The organism is bacterium (assembly GCA_019912885.1).
Lineage (GTDB): Bacteria > Lernaellota > Lernaellaia > JACKCT01 > JACKCT01 > JAIOHV01.
Window position 1 is genome coordinate 1 of record JAIOHV010000005.1, and the last position, 22,379, is coordinate 22,379.

At 64.7% G+C, this 22,379-nt stretch carries 21 protein-coding genes and 1 tRNA gene; 7 read left to right on the forward strand and 15 right to left on the reverse strand.

Features of this window, described 5'->3' with window-relative positions; all coding sequences use genetic code 11:
* The 12 genes from K8I61_00170 to K8I61_00225 form a co-directional block, all read right to left on the reverse strand.
* A partial coding sequence (locus tag K8I61_00170) for a hypothetical protein (protein ID MBZ0270421.1) occupies positions 1-254 on the reverse strand: 254 nt, incomplete at its 3' end.
* 205 nt (positions 255-459) lie between these two features.
* Positions 460-1,206, reverse strand: a complete 747-nt coding sequence (locus K8I61_00175) for a hypothetical protein (protein ID MBZ0270422.1) — start codon at positions 1,204-1,206, stop codon at positions 460-462.
* 7 nt (positions 1,207-1,213) lie between these two features.
* Positions 1,214-2,323 carry a Nif3-like dinuclear metal center hexameric protein gene (locus tag K8I61_00180; GenBank protein MBZ0270423.1) on the reverse strand — a complete coding sequence of 370 codons (1,110 nt, stop codon included), beginning with the start codon at positions 2,321-2,323 and terminating at the stop codon, positions 1,214-1,216.
* Positions 2,324-2,484: 161 nt separating this feature from the next.
* Positions 2,485-2,558, reverse strand: a tRNA-Ile gene (locus K8I61_00185).
* Positions 2,559-2,713: 155 nt separating this feature from the next.
* A complete protein-coding gene (gene rpoD / locus K8I61_00190; GenBank protein MBZ0270424.1) occupies positions 2,714-4,462 on the reverse strand; it encodes an RNA polymerase sigma factor RpoD in 1,749 nt (582 codons plus the stop codon).
* A gap of 65 nt (positions 4,463-4,527) precedes the next feature.
* Positions 4,528-6,330, reverse strand: coding sequence for a DNA primase (dnaG, locus tag K8I61_00195; GenBank protein ID MBZ0270425.1), 1,803 nt, complete (start codon positions 6,328-6,330; stop codon positions 4,528-4,530).
* 39 nt (positions 6,331-6,369) lie between these two features.
* The gene (locus tag K8I61_00200; GenBank protein MBZ0270426.1) at positions 6,370-6,843 is read right to left on the reverse strand and encodes a CvpA family protein; all 474 of its coding nucleotides are present in this window, start codon (positions 6,841-6,843) and stop codon (positions 6,370-6,372) included.
* A 3-nt stretch (positions 6,844-6,846) separates the two neighbouring features.
* Entirely contained in the window at positions 6,847-7,293 is a 447-nt protein-coding gene (locus K8I61_00205) for a GatB/YqeY domain-containing protein (GenBank protein ID MBZ0270427.1), read from the reverse strand.
* A 147-nt stretch (positions 7,294-7,440) separates the two neighbouring features.
* Positions 7,441-9,261: a hypothetical protein gene (locus K8I61_00210; protein ID MBZ0270428.1), complete on the reverse strand. Its 1,821-nt coding sequence runs from the start codon at positions 9,259-9,261 to the stop codon at positions 7,441-7,443.
* Positions 9,262-9,314: 53 nt separating this feature from the next.
* Positions 9,315-11,150, reverse strand: coding sequence for a hypothetical protein (locus K8I61_00215; GenBank protein MBZ0270429.1), 1,836 nt, complete (start codon positions 11,148-11,150; stop codon positions 9,315-9,317).
* 228 nt (positions 11,151-11,378) lie between these two features.
* On the reverse strand, positions 11,379-11,579 hold the full coding sequence (rpsU, locus tag K8I61_00220; protein ID MBZ0270430.1) for a 30S ribosomal protein S21: 201 nt from the start codon (positions 11,577-11,579) through the stop codon (positions 11,379-11,381).
* Between the two features lie 156 nt (positions 11,580-11,735).
* Positions 11,736-13,481, reverse strand: coding sequence for a PQQ-like beta-propeller repeat protein (locus K8I61_00225; GenBank protein MBZ0270431.1), 1,746 nt, complete (start codon positions 13,479-13,481; stop codon positions 11,736-11,738).
* A 348-nt stretch (positions 13,482-13,829) separates the two neighbouring features.
* Here K8I61_00225 and K8I61_00230 point away from each other — a divergent pair, with 348 nt between their 5' ends.
* From K8I61_00230 to K8I61_00260, 7 genes are all read left to right on the forward strand, one after another.
* The gene (locus tag K8I61_00230) at positions 13,830-14,540 is read left to right on the forward strand and encodes a PIG-L family deacetylase (protein MBZ0270432.1); all 711 of its coding nucleotides are present in this window, start codon (positions 13,830-13,832) and stop codon (positions 14,538-14,540) included.
* Entirely contained in the window at positions 14,540-15,205 is a 666-nt protein-coding gene (locus K8I61_00235; protein ID MBZ0270433.1) for a hypothetical protein, read from the forward strand. The genes K8I61_00230 and K8I61_00235 overlap by 1 nt, the downstream gene beginning before the upstream one ends.
* Positions 15,198-15,803 (forward strand): hypothetical protein, encoded by a 606-nt coding sequence (locus tag K8I61_00240; GenBank protein ID MBZ0270434.1) that lies wholly within the window; start codon positions 15,198-15,200, stop codon positions 15,801-15,803. Before K8I61_00235 ends, K8I61_00240 begins: the two co-directional genes overlap by 8 nt.
* Positions 15,803-16,846 carry an N-acetylneuraminate synthase family protein gene (locus K8I61_00245; protein ID MBZ0270435.1) on the forward strand — a complete coding sequence of 348 codons (1,044 nt, stop codon included), beginning with the start codon at positions 15,803-15,805 and terminating at the stop codon, positions 16,844-16,846. The genes K8I61_00240 and K8I61_00245 overlap by 1 nt, the downstream gene beginning before the upstream one ends.
* Complete coding sequence (locus K8I61_00250) at positions 16,839-17,507, forward strand: HAD family phosphatase (GenBank protein ID MBZ0270436.1); 669 nt, start codon at positions 16,839-16,841, stop codon at positions 17,505-17,507. The genes K8I61_00245 and K8I61_00250 overlap by 8 nt, the downstream gene beginning before the upstream one ends.
* Before the next feature lie 115 nt (positions 17,508-17,622).
* Positions 17,623-18,387: a hypothetical protein gene (locus tag K8I61_00255; GenBank protein MBZ0270437.1), complete on the forward strand. Its 765-nt coding sequence runs from the start codon at positions 17,623-17,625 to the stop codon at positions 18,385-18,387.
* 266 nt (positions 18,388-18,653) lie between these two features.
* A complete protein-coding gene (locus K8I61_00260) occupies positions 18,654-20,225 on the forward strand; it encodes an aldehyde dehydrogenase family protein (protein MBZ0270438.1) in 1,572 nt (523 codons plus the stop codon).
* 168 nt (positions 20,226-20,393) lie between these two features.
* On the opposite strand, the gene K8I61_00265 is transcribed toward K8I61_00260, so the two are convergent.
* From K8I61_00265 to K8I61_00275, 3 genes are all read right to left on the reverse strand, one after another.
* Positions 20,394-21,101, reverse strand: a complete 708-nt coding sequence (locus tag K8I61_00265; GenBank protein MBZ0270439.1) for a hypothetical protein — start codon at positions 21,099-21,101, stop codon at positions 20,394-20,396.
* 224 nt (positions 21,102-21,325) lie between these two features.
* Positions 21,326-22,030 carry a hypothetical protein gene (locus K8I61_00270; GenBank protein ID MBZ0270440.1) on the reverse strand — a complete coding sequence of 235 codons (705 nt, stop codon included), beginning with the start codon at positions 22,028-22,030 and terminating at the stop codon, positions 21,326-21,328.
* A gap of 143 nt (positions 22,031-22,173) precedes the next feature.
* Positions 22,174-22,379, reverse strand: a 206-nt coding sequence (locus K8I61_00275; protein MBZ0270441.1) for a hypothetical protein, incomplete at its 5' end; no start/stop codon positions are given.

Consider the following 22,379-nt stretch of genomic DNA (forward strand, 5'->3'; position numbering starts at 1 on the left):
GAGCGCGCGGCGGGCGATCGAAGCGCGGCCAGGGCGCCGGCGTCGCGCGACGCGAGTCGCGAAGCGGCGCTGTTTTCGTCATCGGCGGCCAAAGCCGAGGCGAACTCCGGGTCGAGCTCCCGGGCGAGCGCCGTGACCACAAAGCTCGCGCGTTTTTCGGTAAGCCCCGCGTCCCGGGCGAGAAACTTCAGGTACGCGCTGTTCGACGCGGCGGAAAGCAGCGCGAGCGCGTCGCGGCGATCGTCGTTTTTCATGCGTGGCGGCCTTTGGCGATGGGGTCGGGAATGAATGACGAAATGGACATCATGGGCAGCGTGGACGTTATGGACAGGTGGATGCGACGCGGGGCCGTTTTATGGACCCGCTCCCTTACGGTCGCGGTTCCAACCAAAGAATCCGCACAGGGTTGGGGATGGGATTCCACTCAATCGTCAATCCTCGATCCTCAATCCTCCGCCGTCACGTCGTGGCGGACGGCCGGTTGACGCGCGCCTCGCCCTGCCAATACAGGATACGCTGGCAGTTCGAGCAGAAGATCAGATCCTCATTGCGTTGCAACTTGTTGATGAGATGCGGCGAAACCGACATGTGGCAGCCGCCGCACACGCCGCCGTCCGCGGCGACGATCGCGATGCCCGCCTTTTGCCGGCGCAAACCCTCGTAGCGGCGCAGCAGGATCGGATCGATGTCGGACGCGAGCGCGGCGCGCTCGGCGGCCAGGCGCTCGATGTCCGGCGTCAGCTCCTCGACGCGCGCCTTGTAAATCGCGATTTCCTCGTCGATCGTCTTCATCGTCGCGTCGTAATGAGCCTGCGCCTTTTTCGCCTCCTGATCGGCCGTCTCGATTTTTTCGAGGATCAGCAGCACGTCGTCGGAGCGCTCGTCGCGCATTTTTTCAAACTGCGCGATCTCTTTCATGATCGCGTGGTATTCCTGGTTCGTCTTGACGTTCATCTGCTTGGCCTTGTCGGCCGAGACGCGCGCCTCGATTTCCTCCAGCTCGCGCTCCTTGCGCCGGCGCTCCTCGCCGTAAGCCTTCACATACGCGCGGCGCTCCTCGAGCCTGGCCTGCGCGTCCGCGATCTTCGCGCGCGTCTTCTCGATGATCGCCGGCAGGCGGCGTTCTTCCTCGCGCAGGCGGTCGATCCTCGCGTCGAGTTCCTGCAGGCGGCCCAGAATCAACAGTTGGTCTCTCAGTGCGGTCATGATGGTCTCACAGTAAGCGGAACGGTTCTTTTTCAACGCGCAGCGGATGCACCGCCGGCGCGCCCTTGAGGCCCGCGAAACTTTCGCGCAGGAAATCTCCGACGATGTCCACGAAGGGCATCTCCGCGCCGATATGACTGATATCGAGCACCGGCAGGTCGAGCTGCTCCGCGTGCCGGGCGTCGTGGAACTTGAAATCGCCCGATACGAAAAGCGTTTCGCCGTCGTTCGGGATTCGTGGAATCAGGAACGCGCCGCCGCCGGTGCACACGGCCACCCGGCGCACCTCGCGGTCCGGCCCCGCGGCGCGCACCTGTTCGAGCCCCAGCGCGTACTTCAGGCGCCGGGCGATTTCCGCGGGCGACGCCGGCTCGGCAAGATCGCCGATGCGCGCGACGCCGTGAACGTTGCCCTCGGCGGCAAGCGGATAAACGTCGTAAGCCACTTCCTCGTACGGGTGCGCGTCGATCATCGCGCGCACGACCGCAGGCGTGCGTTCGTTCGCCACCAGCACTTCGAGACGCGTCTCGTTCTCGCGCGAAAGCTCGCCGACCTTTCCGTTGAACGGATCCGCGCCTTCCTGCGGGACGAACGTGCCGGTGCCCGTCAGGCGGAACGAGCATTTCCGATACGCGCCGATCTCGCCGGCGCCCGCGGCGAACATCGCGTCGGCGACCGCGTCCTCAGCCTGAGGGGGAACGAAGACGACGATCTTGCGAAATTCTCTCGGCGCGCGCGGCCAAAGCGGACGCACGTTGGCGAGCCCGATGAGGGCGGCGAGGTGATCGTTCAGGCCGCCGGCGGCCCAATCGACGTTGGTGTGCGCGGCGATGACGGAGATACCGGCGCGGATCGCCTCGAGCACGATGCGCCCGGCGCCGGAGTCGGCGCGAATCGTCGCCATCGGGCGGTAGATGAGCGGGTGATGCGCGATGACGCAGTTCGCGCCACGCCGCACCGCCTCGGCGACGACTTCGAGCGTGACATCAAGACTGATCGCGATGCCGGTGACGTCGTCGTCGGGATCGCCGATGAGAAGGCCGATCGGATCGTCCGTTTCGGCCAGCGAGGGTTCAAACCGCTCCTCGATCAGGGAAAGGACGTCGCGCACCTTCACGCGGCGATCTCCGCGCGCGTGATCCGCCGTGGGCGCGCGCACAAAGCCCGCCCGACAAAAAAGGGCGCATCGGGAATTCCCGACGCGCCCTTCGTGTCATCTTCTTCGATTTTCATCGGCTCCCCGACCAACGCTTGAACCACTTGCCGGCCCTTCAGGATTGGGCCCAGCAGGACTCGAACCTACGACCAGCCGGTTATGAGCCGGCAGCTCTAACCAACTGAGCTATGGGCCCGCGTCGTCCGTTGCAGGCAAGGGAAACTAGCGTCGGAGGGCGCGCGTGTCAACGCAATCGGAAATTGGGAATGGCGAATCGGGAATGGGGAATGGAACCGCATCAGCAGAGCGTTGCGATTCAAGTCAATCCTCAATCCTCTATCCTCGCTCCGATCACCCTTCCATGAACGAGCGCAGTTTCTTGCTGCGGCTCGGGTGACGCAATTTGCGCAGCGCCTTGGCTTCGATCTGGCGAATGCGTTCGCGCGTGACGTCGAAGTCCTGCCCGACTTCCTCGAGCGTGTGGTCCGACTTTTCGCCGATGCCAAATCGCATGCGCAGGACTTTTTCCTCGCGCGGCGTGAGCGTGGCGAGCACCTTGCGCGTCTGATCGGCGAGATTCGCCTGAATGACGGCCTCGGAGGGGCTCGTGATCTTCTTGTCCTCAATGAAATCGCCGAGGTGCGAATCTTCCTCCTCGCCGATCGGCGTCTCCAGGCTGATGGGCTCCTTGGCGATCTTCAGGACCTTGCGCACCTTGTCGAGAGGCAGGTCCATCTTCTCGGCGATCTCCTCGGGCGTCGGCTCGCGGCCGATCTCCTGCACGAGGTAGCGGCTCGTGCGAACGAGCTTGTTGATCGTCTCGATCATGTGCACCGGGATGCGGATCGTGCGCGCCTGATCGGCGATCGCGCGCGTGATCGCCTGGCGGATCCACCACGTGGCGTACGTGGAGAATTTGTAACCGCGCTTGTATTCGAATTTGTCGACCGCCTTCATCAGGCCGATGTTGCCTTCCTGGATGAGATCCAGGAACTGCAAGCCGCGGTTCGTGTATTTCTTGGCGATCGAAACGACAAGGCGCAGGTTCGCCTCGATGAGTTCGGCCTTGGCGTAGGCGGCGGCCTTGCGCCCGACCTCCGCCTCCTGCACGACGGCGCGCAACGCGCCCGCGCGCTGCATCGCCTCTTTTTCGGTGTTGCGGATCGCGCGCTCGGCCTCGCGCCACAGGTTGATGCGCATGGGCGCGGTTTCCGCGGAGATGCCCTTGCCCTTGCAAAACTTCTGCAGATCTTTGGCGCGGTCGGGCTTGTCGACAAGGCGCGCGACGTCGCGGATTTCCCTTGACGTGCACTTGAGCGCGCGTTCCTGGTCGTCCATCGTGCGCTCGGCCGCGCGGATGCGGATGTCGAGCTTCTTGTGGTGGTCGATGATGCGCTCGACGACCGACTCGCTGAGGTTGATGTCCTCGATGATCTTCAGCGTCGCCTGGCGCGTGCGGTTGATGCGCTTTTTCAGGTTGCCGCGCTCGGTCTGGTTCAGGCGTTTCTTGGCGAGCTGCGCCATGTCCGTCAGGATTTTTTCGTCGTTCGCCTGGATCTTCGCGATGTTGTTGATGACCTTCTGGATGAGATGGTTCTCGTCGATGACGACGCCCTCTTCATCGAGGCCCTTGATGATGTCGCGCAGCTTGATCGTGCCGTCGGCCAGGCGCGTCTTGAGGATGCCCATCAGGTAGCCGGTGAGCGGCGACGAGAGGATCGCCGTCATCGCCTCGTACGCGCCCTTCTCGATGCGCTTGGCGATCTCGACCTCGCCCTCGCGCGTGAGCAGCGAGACCGCGCCCATCTCGCGCAGGTAGAGGCGGACGGGATCGTTCGTCTTGCCGATCGTGTCGGACTCGCCCTCGTCCTCCTCGCCGTCGTCCTTTTTCTTCGGCGACTGCTTTTGCTTTTCCTGCGACGTCTCGTCGACGATGTCGATGTCCATCTCGTCGAACATGATCATGACGTCGTCGATCTGCTCGGACGAAAACAGGTCGGACGGCAGCAGCTCGTTCACCTCGTCGTACGTGAGGTAGCCGCGCTGGCGTCCAAGGTCGATGAGCTGCTTGAGCTCCTTGATGTCTTTCTCTTTGGGCATTCACCCCTCCAACCCGCAAATCGCGTTCATAGCCTAATCGCGATCCGGGTGCAAATCATCTTATTCTATCCGTGCGTTTGACCATCCTTGCCAAACGGCGCGTCCTTGAGCAAGCGTTGCAGCACAAGCCGCTCGTGCGCAAGCGCCATCGATTTCACCGCGTCGCCGCCCGCTTCCGCCTGGCGCATCAGGGCGTCGACATCCGCGAGGCGCGCGCGCGCCTTTCTCGCCTTGATGTGCGCGACGAAATCGTCAAATGCCTCCGCCGCGCCCGCGTCGGAAAGGCCGTCGTCCGCAAGGCCGAAGCCCGCGACATCCTCGCGCAATCGCTCGTCGGCGATCGCGCCGACGATGCCCGCGAGATTCAGATCGGCGTCGTCCTGCGCCATCGCGGCGTTGTGCGCGATCGAAAGCGCGATATCGCGCCACGCGCGATTCTCGAAAAGATCGGCGACGCCTTCATCAAGGAAACGCGCCGCGAATTTCGGGTGCGTCACGAGTAGACGCGCAAGGCTCCGCTCCGGATCGGCGCGTCCCTCGCCGGTATCCGCGCGGCGGGTCGCGCCCTGGGGTGCCAGCCGCGGGCGCCGGCCCTTGCGCGCCTCGCGCCGAAGCGAATCCTCACGCACGCCGGCGCGTTCGGCCACCGTTTTCACCCAGAGATCGCGCAGCATCTCGTCGCCGATGCGCGCAAGGATCGGGATCATTGCCTGCGCGGCGCGCGCGCGCCCTTCGTGGTCGTCGGGCTGCGCGCCGAACACGCGATCGACGACGTAGGCGATAAGCGAAACGGCCGCGTCGAGTTTTTGTTTCATCGCGTCCGCGCCCTCGCGGCGCAGGAACGAATCCGGATCGTCGCCGGCCGGAAGCGCGACCGCCTTGGGGACCTTGCCCGAGGGCAGGAACACCTCGAGCGCGCGCATGGTGGCGCGGCGGCCGGCCTCGTCGCCGTCGAAGATGATCACGACGTCATCGGCCAGGCGCGAAAGCTGCGTGACGTGCCGATCGGTCAGCGCCGTGCCGAGCGCGGCGAGCGATTCGGAAAAGCCGAACTGGTGCAGCATCATCACGTCGAGGTTGCCCTCGCACAGGATCGCGCGGCCGGTTTTCCGGATCGACTCGAGCGCCCGGTCGATTCCGAAGAAGTGATCGGATTTGTGGAACACCGCGCTCTCGGGCGAGTTGACGTATTTCGCCTCGTCCTCGTCGCCGAGGATGCGCCCGGAGAACGCGGCGATCTTCCCGGCCCGATTGCGCACGGGGAACATCAACCGGTTGCGGAAGCGGTCGTATCGCCGGCCGGCGTCGTTCGACGTGATCAATCCCGCGCGCTCGGCCGCGTCGACGTCGTGCCGCGCCTGACGCAGGTGACGCAGCAAGTTGTCCCATCCCGGCGGCGCGTATCCGAGATGAAATTGCCGCGCGACGTTCGGATCGAGTCCGCGGCGTTCGATGTAATCGCGCGCGATCTTTCCGGCCGCCGGATCGGCAAGCTGTTTCTTGAAAAAGTCCGCGGCCGCGTCGTTCGCCGCGAACAGCGCCTCGCGTTCGCCCTTGGGCATCACCGGCCCGCCGGTGACGATCGGAACGCCCGCGGCTTCCGCCAAATGCCGGACCGCTTCCACGAAATCGAGTCCCTGGGATTCCATGACAAGACCGATGACGTCGCCGCCCTTGCCGCATCCGAAGCACTTGAAAAGGCCGAGGTCGGGATTGACGTTGAAGCTCGGCGTGCGCTCCTGGTGAAACGGACACAACCCGATGAAGCTCCGCCCCGCGCGGCGAAGCTGTGTGAGCCGCTCCGCGATCTTGACGATGTCGGTGCGCCGACGGATTTCGTCGAGCGTTTCGTCGGGAATGCGTCCCACGGTGATGCTCCAAGACGCGGCGCCGAATCGGCCGTCGGACTAGATGTTGATGACGCTCATCACCTGGTCGAAAACGTCGATCGCGATCGGCGCGAGGAACGACGAGTTTACCACGGCGGCGAGCCCCGGCGATATCGCGCCTTCCATCATCACCGCCGCGATGACGCCGACGGCGATGAATCCTTTGGCCGCGCCAAAAAGCGAGCCGAGAAAGCGGTTCATGCCCGAAAGCGCCAGCACCTTCGCGCCTTGTGAGAGGACCGAGCCAAGCGCGGCGGACGCGAACACGATCGCCAGGAACACCGCGAGGAACGCGACGAACTTGGCGAGCCCCGCGGATATGCCAAGCAGGCCCGCGACGAATCCGCCGAGTCCGCCGTAGACGTTGGTGGCGAAAAAGAACGCGACGATGAAGCCGACAAGCGTGAGCGCCTCGTTGAAAAAGCCCTTGAAAAAGCCCTTGGCCGCGAAAACGCCGACGACGATGACGATGAGAATATCGACGTAAGGCATGCGTTACGAGGTCAGAACGCGCAGGGCGATCTGCTGCACGCGCTTGCCGTCTGTGCGGCCCGCGGCCCTTGTCAAAACCGGCTTCATGATCTTGCCGATATCGCGCGGCGAAACGGCGCCGGCCTCGGCGGCCGCCTCGCGCACCATCGCCTCGATCTCGTCGTCGGAAAGTTCGGCGGGCAGATACTCCGCGAGGATCTTTGCCTCCGCGCGTTCCTTGTCCGCCTGATCGGCGCGCCCGCCCGCGCCGAACGCCTCGGCGGCCTCCTCGCGGCGCTTGATCTCCTTTCGGAGGATCGCGATGACGCCGGCGTCGTCGAGCGTGCCGCCATCGATTTCGATCTTGTTCAGTTCCGCCTTCGTCATTCGAAGGACGGATGTGCGCAGTTTGTCCTGCGCCTTCATCGCGCCTTTCAGATCGTCGAGAAGGCGCTTGGCGATGTCCGACATGATTGGTTCCTCGTGGGCATAACGGATGGGCGAATCGCCATCGTCGCGCGGCCGTTTGTCATCCGCAAGACGCACGATGGCGGCGGCACGCGCGGTTGTCAAAGGGGGTGTGGCGGTTCGCGTCAAGCGTCGCCGAGGCCCGGTGCATTACGGCCGTCCGCCGCCTCGCACGCGCCGCCAATCCGGCGCCAGGCGATCAAGCCATCCGCTTGCGATCGCGTACCGCCCGGCGCGCTCCGCGAGACGCAACACCGCGTCCGCCGGATCGAACGGATCGTCGCCGGCAAGATAATCCCACGCCACGGGAGGCACGCGGCCGCTCGTGACGATCATCGTTCGCGCGGCGGGAACAGGCGCCATGCCGCGGATCCAGGGCACGAGCCGGCGCCGGCCTACAAACGACAGATCCTCGCCGCGTCTTGTTTCGATGACGCCCGTCGCTGAGCTGACGAATACGAGATCGTTCGCGTCGTCAATCGCGATCGCGCGCGCGCCCACGGGCGCGTCCGCCGACGCGATTTCCTCGAACGTGGAGGGGTCATAGGCCGAAACGCGCATCAGGCGCGCATAGCCGATCAACAAGCGGTCGCGGCGCGCGTCGTAGGTCATCTCGTAGGCGTTATCGGGCAGCTTCACCGAACGGATCGTCGAAAGGTCGCGCGGCGACAGCGCCATCAGCCGCCGCGTCTTGAGCACCAGCAGTTCGTCGCGCTTTTCGTCCCAGATCACGCGCCACAGCTCGTCGTGGCGTTCGGACAGGATGCGCGCGTCGATCGCCGCGCCGCGCGCAAGGTCAATGAGCGCGATCGACGCCTCGCGCCGGTGCGTCACGGCCAGGAGTCCATGCGCGGGCATGAGCGCCAGGCGAAGCGTCTCGGCATACGGGATGAATGTCTCTTTTCGCGAGAATCGGTGCGTCCCGACCTCGCGCGCCGTATTGAGATCGACGACGTGCAAGACGTTCGCCGCGCCGTCGTACACGTACGCGCGCCGGTTTTCGAAATCGTAAGCCGCTTCGTCCCACTGAAAACCCGGATATCGGACAAACGGTTCGCGATACCATCGGCCGTCGATTTCGCGAACGAAATCGATGGCGTGCAGGCATTTCAAAAGGACGTCGTTTGTCCGGGGGAGAGGACGGACCTGATACGAATCCTCGCACCGTGGCGCGACCTGGTGCGGGACGTTTGTGTTGACGAGCAGCGCCTCGCGCGGCGTCCGGCCGATCTCGAACGGATTTTCGATGGGAAACGACGGCTGGTGCGCCGCGATCGCGACAAGCGGAATCGCCGCGCCGGCAGCCAGAAACACGGGACGCGCGATCGACCACCATCGCGCGGGCGATAGCGTCGCGGCGACGATCCACCACGCGGCGGGCGCGGGCGCAAGCAGAAGCGGCACGAGCCAAAAGCCGCGGTCTTGCGACACGGGATACCGCCGCGCGGCGATGTGAGCGGCAAAACCGAAGGCCGTCGCGAGTGCAAGCCTGATGTAGGGTCCGCGTGGCCATTCGAAACTGTCGCCGCCGAATGCGCGCGGCGGCCCGGCGGCGCCGTAAAGGATCATCGGCGGCGATAAAACAAGCACGAAGGCGAGTAACGCGAAGACGGTGCCAAAGATCGACAAGCGTGCGCGATGGCCGGATGCGTCGCCTTGATCGGCTCCCCGCGCGGCGGGGACAACCAGCGCGGCGAGGAACGCGATCCCGAGAAGGACGGCGACAAGAAGTGGAAACTCGATCCACGTCAGGAAGTAGAGCGCGCCCCAATCGTCGCTCGTGGCGACACCGATTTCGGCCGCGGCCTGCGCGAACAGCGGTTGAAAATGCAGGCCGAAAAGCACCGGCACAAAACCGGTCGCCGTCGCCAGGACGATCGCGCGCCGGCCGGCGCAAAGGCCGGTCCAGCGGCTGGAAAATCTCGACGGGAAATCCGCGGCGGCGGAAAAGATCGGGCGAATGCGCCTCATCGGCACGCAATGTCGCACGAACGGCGATACCGTGCCATCCGCGTCCGGCGCCCTCAGCCGTTGCCGCCGTCGCCCGCCGTATCCCAGTCCGGAACGAAGCGCGTACCTCCCGTGCCGATGAAAAGACGACCGGAGCGTTCGATGACGCGAAGGAGCCAATCGTCAAGGTCGAGCGGAGGATCGTCCAGGTAGCGGTATACCACGGGGCCGACGCGCCCGCTTGTGACGATCATGTCGCCCGTCGGGGGCACCGGCGTGAGGTAGCGCGGCCACGGCAAGATACGCCGGCGATTCACGAACGACAGATCTTCGCCGCGTCGCGTTTCGATGACGCCCGTCACCGCCCCCGCGAACACCAGGTCGTTGACCGGATCGATCGCGATCGGCCGGACGCCCGCGGGGGCGTTGGCGCGGACGCGCTCCTCGAAGGTCGCGGCGTCGTAGGCCGCCATGCGCATCAGGCGGGCGAATCCAATCAGCAAACGGCCGCGCCGCTCATCGAATCCCATGTCGTACGCCCGATCGGGCAATTCGATGGCGCGAATCGTCGACAGATCGTCCGGCGAGAGCGCAAGCAGCCGGCGCGTTTTCAGGACGTAAAGCTCGCCGCGATCGCCGTTCCAGATCAGGCGCCACAGTTCGTCGGTCCCCTCGGACAGGTCGCGGGCCGCGAGGATCTCGCCCGTTTCGGGGTTGATGATCGCAAGCGTTCCCTGGCGCCGATGCGAAGCGGCCAGAAGGCCGCGCCCGGTCATGAACACCATTCGGATCGTCTCGCCGTTCGGGATGCCCGTCTTGTCGATGTCGAGGGGAATCGCGCGGATCTCGCCGGGCAAATGGAGGTCGATTTCATGGAGCGTGTTGGTCCGGGCGACGTAATCGGCTTCGAGAATCCAAGCGCGGCCGCGCTCGAAATCGAAAGCGGCCTCGTCCCATGTGAACATGTAAGGCGCCAGAAGATCGCGATGCCAGCGTCCACCGAACTTTGTCACCAGATTCAGGCCGCCAAGGCACGACAGCAACACCTCGGGGCGGTCCGGCACCAGCAGCGCCTGATAGGAGTGAAGGCAGGTGTGATATTGCTCGTACCGTCCCTGAGGATGATTGAAAATTCGCTGCCGCGGATTCGTTCCGACCGGGAATGGATTGTCCTCATGGAATACCGGCTGATGGCCGGCGATCGCCAGAAGCGGGACGGCCGCGTTCGCGAGCAAAAACACGGGGCGCCACAAATTCCACCACCGCGACGGAAACGAGCCCGCGACGGCCGGCCACCACGCGGCGGGGATCGGAAACGGCAACGCGAATAGCGCCAGAAGCGCCGGAGAAATCCGTCTCGACGGAGGAACGGCCCGAAACGCGATGTGAATCGAAAAGGCGAACGCCGTCACCGCCGCCGCGACGACGTAAGCGCGATTCGGCCACTCGATGATTCTTGACCCGGCGCCGTCAGGCGGCGGCGCGATGTCGTACAGCGCCAGTGACGGCAGAACGATAAGGGCGAACGAAAGCCCCGCGAACGTCGCGCCGAAAATCGTCGCGAACCGTGCGATACGAAAGGGCCGGCCGCCCGCACGGGGGCTGGCGCCGGAGCGGACGGTAAACGCCGCCGCCGACGCAAGAAACAGCATCGCGCCGACCATGACGGGGAAGTCGATCCAGGTAAGCAGATAAAGCAGATCCCAATCGTCGCTGCCCACGGTTCCGAGTTCGTGGAGCGCTTGATGGACGAGGGGGAGAAGCCGCTTGGAGCTAACGTAAAGGACGGCAATCGACGCGGCCAAAAGGATCGGCACGCGCGTGGGCGAGCGCTGCCTGTTCCACCACTCCGCGAGGGCGCCGTCACCGGCCGTCCCGGCTTCGCGCCCCAAGGCGTCGCTACCCGGCATGGGCAAAGTTCCACGGGCCGACGATAGGCGGATCACAAGGTTCCTCGCCACCGAATCTCACACGACAGGCGGATCATAAGGTTCGTTGCCGCCAAATTTCGCACGAACGGCTACGTCGTCCAATAGGACGATTGTGAATGGCGCACCATGGAAAACCGCCGCGCGATGCGCGCGGCGGTCGAGCTTCGTCGCCGTTTTCGAATCGGGGGCGGCCCGGGCCGCGGCGGATTAACGCGTGTCGAGCTTGCGGAGCTTTTTCAGCAGGCGCTTGCGGGCCGCGGCGGCCTTGCGCTTTTGGCGGACGCTCGGCTTTTCGTAGTATTCGCGCTTGCGAACTTCCGAAAGAATCCCCGCCTTTTCGCACTGCCGCTTGAAGCGCTTGATCGCGCTTTGCATCGGCTCGTTGTCCCGAACGCGTACTCCTGCCATGCGATAAACCTCGTCTTCGATGAAACTTCTTCAAAGCCGCTTCCGTCGGGTCGCGGTTCCCGTGGACGTGACGCGAACGAGCGCGCTTGATCCCCCAAAGGACGCGCAATGATAGGGATTTCGCCTCGCCTGTCAATCGAAACCGGCGCGTCGAAATCAACTCGATGGCGGACTCGAATCGCCCGGTGTGGCCCAATCGTTAGGGGCGATTCTCGACATGATGTCGGCTTCGATCGCAAAGCGCGCGGCGTACTCCACGATCCGCAGGACCGCGTCGGCGAAATCGAACGGATGCGGAGCGTGCCGATAATCCCACACGACCGGCTCCGCGTATCCCGATGTCACGACCATCACGCCTGCGCCCGGCAGCGGCGCCATGTCGCGGATCCACGGCAATATCCGCCGGCGCGACAGACGCGCCAGATCCTCGCCGCGCCGCGTTTCGATGACGCCGAGGAACGAGCTGAAGAAGACGAGGTCGTGCGTTTCGTCGATTGCCATCGCGCGGATCGCCAGCGGCGCGGGCGCGCTCCGTACCTCGAGGAAGGTCGCCGGGTCGTAGGCGATGACCCGCCCCAGGCGCGCGAATCCCACAAGCAGGCGGTCGCGCCGCCGGTCGTGGATCATTTCGAACGCGTCGCCGGGAAGTTCGATCGTGCGGATGGTCGACAGGTCGTCCGGCGAAAGCGCGAAGAGAAACCGTCGTGTCAGAACGAGGATCTGCCCCCGCCTGGCATCCCCTACGATGCGCCACAACTCGTCGCCCGGGACGGAAAGCTCGCGCGAGGCGATGGTGCCGCCCGTCGTGAGGTCAATCGTGATCAAAGACGTGTTGGGGCGCTGCCCGACGACGAGCAGGTTCTCGTCGGGCAAAATCGCTTGGCGCAGGCCGTCCGAGCCGAGCGATACCGTCTTCTCGTCGATGACATATCGGTCAATCTCGCGCCACGCGTCGATGTCCAGCACATGCAGGACCTTGCGGTAGCCGTCGTAGAGATACGCGCGCCTCGCGTCGAAGTCGTACGACGCCTCGTTCCAGGCGTCGCCGTAGGTGAAGGCGAGCCGGTAATACCAGGCGTCGCCGCGCCTTTGCACCAGGCCGATACCGTCCAGGCATTTGACAAGGGCCTCATCGCGACCGGGCACCGGAACCGCCTGATAAGAATCCAGGCATTGGCGGAGCTCGTCCCTGGCCATGTTGGAGTTGAGGATTGACAGGCGCGGCGTTCGTCCGATCGCGTGCCCGGTATAGGGCATGTAGGTCGGCTGGTTTCCTGCCAAAACGAGTATCGGGATGACGGCGCTGATCGCCAGAAATATCGGCCTCAAGGGAGTCCACCAGCGCGACGGAAACGCGGCGGCCATGGCCGTCCACCACGCGGCGGGAATCGGCCAGCTCATTCCCGCGAGAAAAAGCGGCGCAAGTCGCCACCTCGGCGACGGCGGGATGCGGCGCAGGGCGAAATGAACGGCAAAGCCGAACGCTGTCGCGAAGGTCGCGGAAAGATACGGCAGCGGTGGCCAGGCGATCGCGCCCACCTGGCGCAGCACGTCCGGATCCCAGATGTTGCGGTTCCAGCCCTCGGTCTGCTGGCGATGAAACGCTTCCGCCAGCGTCGCCGGGTTCCACGTGTCGTACAGCTCCATCATGGGCACGACGATCATGACAAACGCGAGCAAAGCCCAGACGCCGGCGAATATCGCGAGGCGGCGCCAAATGGCTCGCCCGCGGATCCATGCCCGCCGCGGCGAGGGACGAATCGCGAGAGCCATGATCGTCGCGATCGCAGTCGCGACGCCGACGAAAAGAGGAATCTCAAGCCAGGTCAGGAAATACAGGATGTCGAACTGAAGTTTCTTGCTCGACGCGCCGCCCATGTCGGCCAGCGCCTCGCGAAACATCGGTGTGAGTCGGACGGCACAAAGGAAAACGAGAAGCGCGGTTGCGGCGGTCAGAATTGAGGCCCGCACGAGGCGCCCGGCGCGGTCCCACCAATCGGCGAATCGGTCGCCCCATCCGGCGACGGCTAAAACGGCCTGGCGAATCCCGTGCATCGGCTTGCGATGATGCACGATCCGATGGCGAGTTTCGAGATGCGAATGAGAAATGACTTCGCCGCGGCGGGCGTTCGTCGCGCGTCCATCCTGTCCATTCGGTCCACCATGTCCATCGTGTCCATCGCCGATTCAGGCGCGCGCGCGGGCGCGGGCGATAGACACCCCGTCGGCAAGGCGCTAATTTTTACCTCCATGAGCGACAACGCGAAGACCATTCTGGTCGTGGCCGCGCACCCGGATGACGAGGTGCTCGGCTGCGGCGCGACGATCGCGCGCCGCGTCCGCGAGGGCGCCACGGCGCATGTTCTCTTTGTGACCGGCGGCGTCGCCGGCCGATACGCCGATCCCTCCGCCGAGTCCGGCGCGATTCGCGCCGCGCAGGAAGCGGTGCGCGCCGATGCGAAAACCGCCGCCGGCATCCTGGGATTCGCGAGTTGCCGATTCCTCGATTTCCCCGACAATCGCCTCGATACGGCGGCGCGGCAGGACATCGCTCACGCCATCGACGGCGTGATCGAGGAGGCCAGGCCCGATACGCTCTTTACGCACCACCCCGGCGACTACAATTGGGATCACGGCATCGTGTTCGACGCGGTGATGATGGCCGCGCGCGTCAACCCCGGCGAGCACGCGCCCGCGCGGCTCTATACCTTCGAGGTGCCGTCCTCCACCGAGCGGGCCGCGCCCGATCCGCATCGCGCGTTCGCGCCGAACGTCTATGTCGACGTCGCCGCCACGTTCGGCGCGAAACTCGCGGCCATGGACGCCTATCGCACGGAGCGCCGCGACGCGCCGCATCCGCGCAGCGCCGGCGGCCTCGACGCGCTCGCACGAAAACGAGGCTTCGAGGCCGGCCTGAAATACGCCGAGGCGTTTTGCCTGGTGCGCGAGATCAAACGCTGATGGCGCGCGTCATCGTCATCGGCGGCATCGAGAGCACATACGCGAATGCGCAGGTGCTCGCTGACCTCGGAGAGGAAATCGTCATGTTCTACACGCGCGGCGAACGGTCGCCGGGCTGGGAGGGCGTGGCGATGGTGGACGATTCGCGTTTTCCATTCGCGGCCCGCGTACCGACAACGGTGGTCCAGGGCAACATCAACGATCACATCGGACAAATGCGCGAGCTGAAACCCGATTTCATCTTCTCGCTCGGCTGGCAGCAGATGTACAAGGCGCCGATGCTCGACGTGTGTCCCGTCGTCGGAATCCACGAGAGCCTTCTGCCGGAAGGCGCGGGCGCCGTGCCGATCGCGAACGCCATCCTCCACGACCGGCCCGCGACGGGCGTCAGCCTGTTCTGGCTCGACGGCGGCATGGACACCGGCCCCCTCCTCGCGCAGCTCGTGGGCCGACTCGATCCACGCGCGGCGACCGCGACGGAGCTTTATTACGAGGCGATGGAGCTTGAGGAAATCATCCTTCGCATGATGATGCCGGCCCTGCGCAAGGGAATTGCGCCTCGTATCCCGCAGGATTTTTCCCGGCGCACCGTGTATGAAAAGATTGACTGGGATGCCTGGCCCGCGGAAAAGGTCCGGCGCGCGCGCACGTACCCCTATGCGTGATGTCATCGTGTTTGTCGCACGCGAACCGGGGTTTCGCGTGCTTGCCGATCTCGCCGCCGATCCCGAAATCCGCATACCCATCGTCTATACGCACCGCCGCAAACCGACGTCCGAGGATCCGCGACGAGGCGAGCGCGAGGACTACGCGCGCTTTCGGGACTTCTGCGCCGGGCGCGGGATTCCGATGGCGGTCAAGGACACGTTTCGCGAAGCCGCCGAATTCCCCGAGCTCGACGGCATCGGACCGTTTGATTACATCGTTTCCTGCAACTGGAAGTTCAGGATTCCGCCGAAAATTCTTTCGCGCGCGCGGATCGGAACGATCAACCTGCATCGCGGCAAGCTGCCGGAATACCGCGGGCTGGAGCCCGTGAAGCGGGCGCTTTTGGACGCGCGCGAGCGCATCCATTTGTCCGCGCACGAAATGGAGGCGGAATACGACACGGGGCGGGTGCTTTGCGATCTTTCGATCGACGCGGCGCGCGCCCCGGGTGAATCCCTGGACGCGGCCGTTGACCGCCTGAAACGCGAGCTGCATCCGTTGTACGCAAAGGCGATGCGCGCCGCGATGGACGTGCTGGAAAAGGAGCAAGCCTGATGTCCGTTTTCATCATCGCCGAGGCGGGATCGAACTGGCGCATGGGCACGCCCGCGCGCGACCTGAACATGGCCAGGACGCTCATTGACGCGGCCGCTCGCGCCGGCGCGGACGCCGTGAAATTTCAGACCTACCGACCGGAAACGGTTTACGTATCGAATGCCGGCGATTCGGACTACCTCTCCGAAGCGGGCATCCGCGAATCGATCGTGGAGATTTTTCGCGATCTCTCGATGCCGTACGAGATGATCCCGGAGCTCGCGGCGCACGCCGCGCGGCAGGGAATCGAGTTCATGTCCACGCCGTTTTCGGTCGAGGATCTTGCGCGCATCGACCCCCACGTCAAACGCCACAAGATCGCCTCGTACGAAATCAGCCACCCGCGGCTGCTCCAGGCCGCGGGCCAAACCGGCAAGCCGCTCGTGCTTTCGACCGGCGCGTGCGTCGACGAGGACATCGCCTGGAGCGTCGAAACCTTTCGCGACGCCGGTGGAAGCGATCTGACGCTCATGCAATGCACGGCGAAATATCCCGCGCCGCATGCCGCCATGAATCTGCGCGCCATCCCCGGCCTGCGCGAACGATTCGGCGTGCGCGTCGGTCTTTCGGATCACAGCCGTCACCCGACGTGGGCGCCGGTGGCCGCCGTGGCGCTCGGCGCCGAGGTGATCGAAAAACATTTCACCTTGCACAACCGTCTCCCCGGCCCCGATCACGCCTTCGCGATCACGGACGCGGAGCTCGTCGAGATGGTCGCGGCGATTCGCGCCGCCGAGGCGATGCGGGGATCCGGCGAAAAGGTCGTCCTGCCCGAAGAGCAGGAGCTGCACGCGTTTGCACGGCGGTGCGTTCAGGCGACGCGCGACATCCAAAAAGGCGACATCCTGCGCGAGGGCGAAAACATCGACATTCTCCGCCCCGGCAAGCAACGGCCGGGCGCGCATCCGCGATGGCTCGCGCGTATCGAGGGACGGCGCGCGGCGCGCGACATCCTCGCGGGCGACGGTGTGCGCGAGCGCGACGCGGAACCGGGCGATGCCTGACGGCGCCCGCCCCCTTCGCTACCGTGCGCTGCTTGTCGATCTCGACGGCACGCTCGCCGATAGCCTCGGCGCGATGAAGGCCGCGTACCACGCGTTTCTGCGGGGTCATGGCGTCGCGGGTTCGGACGAGGAATTTTTCTCGCTGATCGGACCGACGCTGCCCGAAATCGTGGCGCTTCTCGCGAAGCACCACGGCATCGAAGGCGGCGCCGACGCCCTGCTTTTCGAGTACGAGCGCGCGATCGACGCCCAATACGAAGGTGCGCGGCCGAACCCGGGCGCGCGGGAGCTGCTCGCGTTCGCGAAGGCCAACGGCGTGCGCGTGGCGATCGTCACGAGCGCGCAGCGCGCCGTGGCCGAGGCGTTTTGCGCGCGGCACGATCTGGCGCGGTTCGTCGATGCGATCGCCGCCGCCCAGGACGCGCCGGATGGCAAACCGAGCCCGCGCGTGTACGAGGCCGCCTTGGCGATGCTGGCCGTCGCGCCGGGCGACGCGCTCGCGGTGGAGGACGCGGCCACCGGAATCGCGGCGGCGCGCGCCGCGGGCGTGCGCGTGCTCGCGCTCGACCCAAAAGGACGCGGCGAATTCGGCGGCTTCGCGCCGGATGGCCTCATCGCGCGACTCGATGATGCGATCGCGTATCTGCACGGCGACGCGTAAGTCCTATCCGTAAATTCGGTGGATTTCAGGGATTTTCTTGTCGAGCCGATCGTTCCTCCTCGACGCCCGCCGCGGAAATCGACAAAATGCCCGTATGTCCGCGAACCCTCTTCGCATGGAACCCCGCGAAACGATCGCCGGCTGCGAGATCTGGCCGGTGACCTCCGATCTTGTCGTGCGCGCGCGCGATGACGATTTCCATTTCGGCGAAGAGACGGCGCGCCGCATCGATGAACTCTGGGAGGCCGAACGTGCCCGCCGGCCGCACGCTTTCGACGCACCGCTTTTTACGGTCGAGGCTTTTCGGGACGGCGGGGTGACCGGGCGGTACATGCGCTATCGCGAATATCTTGCGTTGCGCGAGGAGCCGGAACTGGCGCCCGGCGGAGCGGTTCCGGCGAGCCTCGGCGTGTCCGGGCTGCTTGTCGCGGGCGGCCGCGTCGTCCTGGCACGCCGCGCGAAGCACGTCTGGCAATACCCGGGGATGCTCGAACTTGTGCCGTCGGGCGTCGTGGACGCGGCGCACCGCGCGGAAAACGGCACGATCGACTTCCGCGCGCAGATTCTCGACGAATTGTTCGAGGAGGTCGGTGTCGCGCGCGATCACATCACGGCCGTGCAGCCGTTCGCACTTGTTTTCGACAGCCGCATCGGCACGTTCGACATCGCGATCGAGCTGCGCACGGAACTCTCGGCCACCGACATCGAGCACTTCGCCCAAACGGCGCCGCATGACGAATACGAAGGGATTCGAATGGTGCCGATCGAAGGCTTGAACCGCTTTGTGGCCGAGAATCGCCGGCGCATCATTCCGCTGTCGCTCGCGATGTTGAAGGTTGCGGGTTACATCGACGAGACGCCGATGGGGAGTGAAGATTGAAAATTGAAAATCGAAGTTTGCGAGAAAGTGGGGCGGTCATTCGATCGTCCGCGGTATTTGGGCGATTTATCCGGGAGCGTGTTCCCGGCTGCGCGAGCCGGAAATACACCGATTTATGGTTCGACGTCCGAATCCCCGCCACGGCCGACGCCAATCTTCAGTCTTCAATTTTCAATCTTCAATCCCCTTGAGACGCCGCGCGCGAAGTGGAACAATGCCGTTGGGGATTTCCGCTTCTTCCTGCCAATTTTACCGGGGGTGCCGTCATGGCCGATCGCATGATCGAAGTCTTCAATCCGGCGACGGGCGAAAAGCTCGAGGACGTCCGTTCGTTCACGCTCGACGAGGGACGTGACGCGATGCGCCGCGCGCAACGCGCCCAGATCGCCTGGAGCGAAAAAAGCATCGAGGAGCGCGCGCGCGTCATCGCGCGTTTCGGACACGCGCTCGTCGATCGCGCGGAGGAGGTCTGCGAACTTATCGCGAGGGAAAACGGCAAGCCGCTTCAGGAGGCGATGGAAACGGAAGTCATGCCCGTCATCGACCTGACGGCGTACTTCTGCCGGCGCGCGCCACGCATCCTGGCGCGCAAGGCGATCCCGTTGCACCTCGCCAAATACCGGCGCAGCTACATCCATTACAAGCCGCACGGCGTGGTGTTCGTCATCAGTCCGTGGAACTTTCCTTTCACGATTCCGACGGGCGAAATCGTCATGGCGCTTCTCGCGGGCAATACCGTCGTGCACAAACCGGCGAGCCTCACGCCGCTCATCGCGCTGAAGGCGCGCGAGCTGTTCGACGAAGCCGGGCTTGATCCGGATCTCTATCAGGTGACGCCGATGTCGGGCGGCGACGCGTTCAAGTTGATCGAGGAAGCGAACTACGTGAACTTCACCGGCTCCACCGCGATCGGCGAGCGCGTGTCCGCCGAATGCGGACGCCTTTTGATTCCCTGCTCGATGGAGCTCGGCGGCAAGGACCCGGCCATTGTCTGCGCCGACGCGGACATCGAGCACGCCGTCGGCTCGCTCGTGTGGGGCGCGTTCGCGAACGCCGGACAGGTATGCGCGAGCGTCGAGCGCGCGTACGTGCACGAGTCGATCTACGATCGCGTGCTCGAAAAGGTGGTTGACCGCGTGCGTCAGATCAAGGTCGGCAATCCCCTCGAGGATGGCGTTTCGATGGGACCGATGACCGATCCGGGGCAGCTTGCGATCGTCGAGCAACACGTCGAGGCGGCCAAGGCCGCCGGCGCGAAGGCGCTGACCGGCGGATTCCGCCCCGAGGGACCGGGCCAATTCTACGCGCCGACGGTGCTCGACGAGTGCCGCGACGATTTCGAATGCGTGCGCGAGGAAACGTTTGGGCCGACGCTGCCGTTCCTCAGGTTTTCCGACGAGGACGACGCCGTCGCCCGCGCCAACGATTCGCCGTACGGCCTCGACGCCTATATCTTCACGCGTGATCGCGCGCGGGCGAAACGATTGGCCGAGCGCCTGCGCGCGGGCACCGTCATGGTGAACGAGGTTCTCGTGACGCACGGCTTCCCCGAGACGCCGTGGGGCGGCGTGAAAAAGAGCGGCGTCGGCCGCGTTCATGGCGACGACGGCCTGCGCGATTTGTGCGTCCGCTATCATGTCAATCACGAGCTGGTGAAACAGCCGGCGTGGAGCCCGTTCTGGCAGCCGTACACGCACAAGATGTATCGAACGTTCGGCGCGGTATCGCGCGTGGTGTGGGCGCCCGGGATTTCGAAAAAGGCGCTGGCGCTACGCGGCCTGGCGGGAGGCGGCAACGGATCGTCCGTCGGGCACACGCCGAAGCGGAAACACGCTTAGAGAAGCAGAAAACAGGAAATAGGAAATAGGAAATAGGGTTCACCGCACGCTGCCGGTTACGACGCGCGTTTGGCAATGAACGCCGTTGCCGGCAGGCAACGCCTGCGCCAAAAGAAAAAGCGCGCGACGTGCCCTCGCGCGCTCTATTCTATTTTCTATCTTCTGGCTTCAGAACATATACCCGACGCGGAAGGACGCCAAAAGCGGCAGGCGGGCCACGGTGACCGTCAGGTCGTGCTTCGTGCCGCCTTTTTCGAACTCGTCGGAGAATTCCTCGCCGAACAAATAGTCCACGCGGCCGGCGGCGCCGAGCGCGACGTGCTCGGAGACGTAGTAGTCGACACCGAGGATGCCCGACGCGCCGGGAACCTGGGCGTCGATCTTCTGCCCGAACGCCACCAGGCGCTCGAGGTTGAAGTTTCCGCCGACGGCGATGTAAGGCCGGGCGGGCGCCTTGAACAGGTACGCGCCAACGATGAGTCCGCCGCGCGTTTGCTCGATGCGAATCTGCGTTTGGTTGTCGTCGGAATCGGGATCGACGAAGCCGTCGAAGTCCTCGAGCTCGCGGCTTTCCACGAGCGGCAAGTAGCGATGATGCGCGAATTCGAGCGTGACGAAGATGGGGCTCGGCGTCACGTAGGTGACGTTGAAGGCCAGACCGGCGGTCTGGTTGATTTTCATTTCTTCCTCGAGCAACTCGTCGCCGGTTCCCGCGGCGTCGTCGAACTCGATATCGGCCTGGAAATCGTGAAGGTGAACCTGCGGCGCCACCCAGATGACGATCCCGCTATCCTTGGGCGGATTATCGAGCGCCATCGCCGGGACGGCGAACGCGAGCGTCATCGCGACGACGAGAAAACGAATGCCGAGCTTCATGCGGGCCCCCTGCTCGCGCGCCTGGCGCGGGCGGATCGGCCGCAGGCGCGATCACCCGGACAGGGCGGGCGAAACGGCCGCGGCATCAACGATCGAATTGTCAACAATTCGCGGAAAGTTTGATCGCTTATAGGCGGCGGGCCTCCGGTTGTCAAGAAACGGCCGCCTTCAAAGGCGCGACGGCCCAGGGCCGAAACGGCCGCTGGACCGTCGGATTTGCCCCTTTAGCCGAAGTTGTACCCGATCTTCCCAAAGAAGATGAACGGGATGCGCTTGGGCGTGACAGTGAAGTCGCCGACGCCGCCGTCGATTTCGTATTCCTCGGAGAAATACAGGTCGATGCGCGCGCCGCCGCCGCCGACAAAGCCGCCGCCGCCGAAGTAATCGACGCCTCCGCCCGCGCTGAAGCTGAAGGCCGTGGCGTTATCCTCCTCGACGTCCTCGACATCGAGCTCGTTCATGTTCATGCCGAGGCCGCCCATGACGTAGGGGCGCAGCGGTCCGGGCTGAAAATAGTAGCCTCCGACGCCACCGAAACGCGTGCTCGACAGCTCATAGTCGGCATCGACCTCGTATTCGATGTCGTCCTTTTTCAGGTCGCCCTTGAGCTTGCCCTTGTAGGTGTGGAGCACGAGCTCGCCGCCGAAGAAATAACCCTTGGGGGCGATGTATTGGTAGACGAGGAAGAAGCCGACGGTGCCGTCGCTTTCCATATCGACGCTGTCGCTCTTCAGCGTGATCTTGTCGCCCTGGTTTGTCTGCGCTTCGAGTTCGATTTCGGCCTCCCCCTGCAATTGAAACATCGACAATTGCAAGCCGCCGCCGATCAGGTGGGAGTTGCCGCCGCGCGACCGCGCGTTAGCCGTTTGCGGCCAGGCGAAACCCAGCGCGATCAAACAAGCCGCCACGCCGATACCGAATTTTCGCATCGTCGCCTCCATGAAATAAAAGGAACGGAATTCCGCATCTTTATCGGTTCGGGCGCGGGAAAAGTCAAACGAAAAACGCTCCGCATGCGGCAGGACCGGCGTCCTGGCACGCCGGTCCCATTCGGCCAACCCCCCGGATCCGACTAACAGCCGCAGCCGCAGCCACCGTCCTGTCCGCCCGAGATCGCGCCGAGCCCGTCGTCGTCGTTATCCGGCGCTAGCGGGAACGGCGAATCGGTGTCGTCGTCATCATCGAGCGTGTCGTCGTCCGCGTCGTCATCGTCCGGCTTGGCGCCGTCGGTGTCGTCATCCACGTCGTCGTCCGACAGGTCGTCATCGAATTCCGTGT

What these genes read in the sequence shown, in the direction of transcription:
- K8I61_00175 (MBZ0270422.1), bottom strand. Translation starts at nt 1,206, where the DNA reads ATGACCGCACTGAGAGACCAACTGTTGATTCTGGGCCGCCTGCAGGAA.
- rpoD (MBZ0270424.1), bottom strand. Translation starts at nt 4,462, where the DNA reads ATGCCCAAAGAGAAAGACATCAAGGAGCTCAAGCAGCTCATCGACCTT.
- K8I61_00200 (MBZ0270426.1), bottom strand. Translation starts at nt 6,843, where the DNA reads ATGCCTTACGTCGATATTCTCATCGTCATCGTCGTCGGCGTTTTCGCG.
- K8I61_00205 (MBZ0270427.1), bottom strand. Translation starts at nt 7,293, where the DNA reads ATGTCGGACATCGCCAAGCGCCTTCTCGACGATCTGAAAGGCGCGATG.
- K8I61_00210 (MBZ0270428.1), bottom strand. Translation starts at nt 9,261, where the DNA reads ATGAGGCGCATTCGCCCGATCTTTTCCGCCGCCGCGGATTTCCCGTCG.
- K8I61_00215 (MBZ0270429.1), bottom strand. Translation starts at nt 11,150, where the DNA reads ATGCCGGGTAGCGACGCCTTGGGGCGCGAAGCCGGGACGGCCGGTGAC.
- rpsU (MBZ0270430.1), bottom strand. Translation starts at nt 11,579, where the DNA reads ATGGCAGGAGTACGCGTTCGGGACAACGAGCCGATGCAAAGCGCGATC.
- K8I61_00225 (MBZ0270431.1), bottom strand. Translation starts at nt 13,481, where the DNA reads ATGTTTCGCGAGGCGCTGGCCGACATGGGCGGCGCGTCGAGCAAGAAA.
- K8I61_00230 (MBZ0270432.1), top strand. Translation starts at nt 13,830, where the DNA reads ATGAGCGACAACGCGAAGACCATTCTGGTCGTGGCCGCGCACCCGGAT.
- K8I61_00235 (MBZ0270433.1), top strand. Translation starts at nt 14,540, where the DNA reads ATGGCGCGCGTCATCGTCATCGGCGGCATCGAGAGCACATACGCGAAT.
- K8I61_00240 (MBZ0270434.1), top strand. Translation starts at nt 15,198, where the DNA reads ATGCGTGATGTCATCGTGTTTGTCGCACGCGAACCGGGGTTTCGCGTG.
- K8I61_00245 (MBZ0270435.1), top strand. Translation starts at nt 15,803, where the DNA reads ATGTCCGTTTTCATCATCGCCGAGGCGGGATCGAACTGGCGCATGGGC.
- K8I61_00250 (MBZ0270436.1), top strand. Translation starts at nt 16,839, where the DNA reads ATGCCTGACGGCGCCCGCCCCCTTCGCTACCGTGCGCTGCTTGTCGAT.
- K8I61_00255 (MBZ0270437.1), top strand. Translation starts at nt 17,623, where the DNA reads ATGGAACCCCGCGAAACGATCGCCGGCTGCGAGATCTGGCCGGTGACC.
- K8I61_00260 (MBZ0270438.1), top strand. Translation starts at nt 18,654, where the DNA reads ATGGCCGATCGCATGATCGAAGTCTTCAATCCGGCGACGGGCGAAAAG.
- K8I61_00265 (MBZ0270439.1), bottom strand. Translation starts at nt 21,101, where the DNA reads ATGAAGCTCGGCATTCGTTTTCTCGTCGTCGCGATGACGCTCGCGTTC.
- K8I61_00270 (MBZ0270440.1), bottom strand. Translation starts at nt 22,030, where the DNA reads ATGCGAAAATTCGGTATCGGCGTGGCGGCTTGTTTGATCGCGCTGGGT.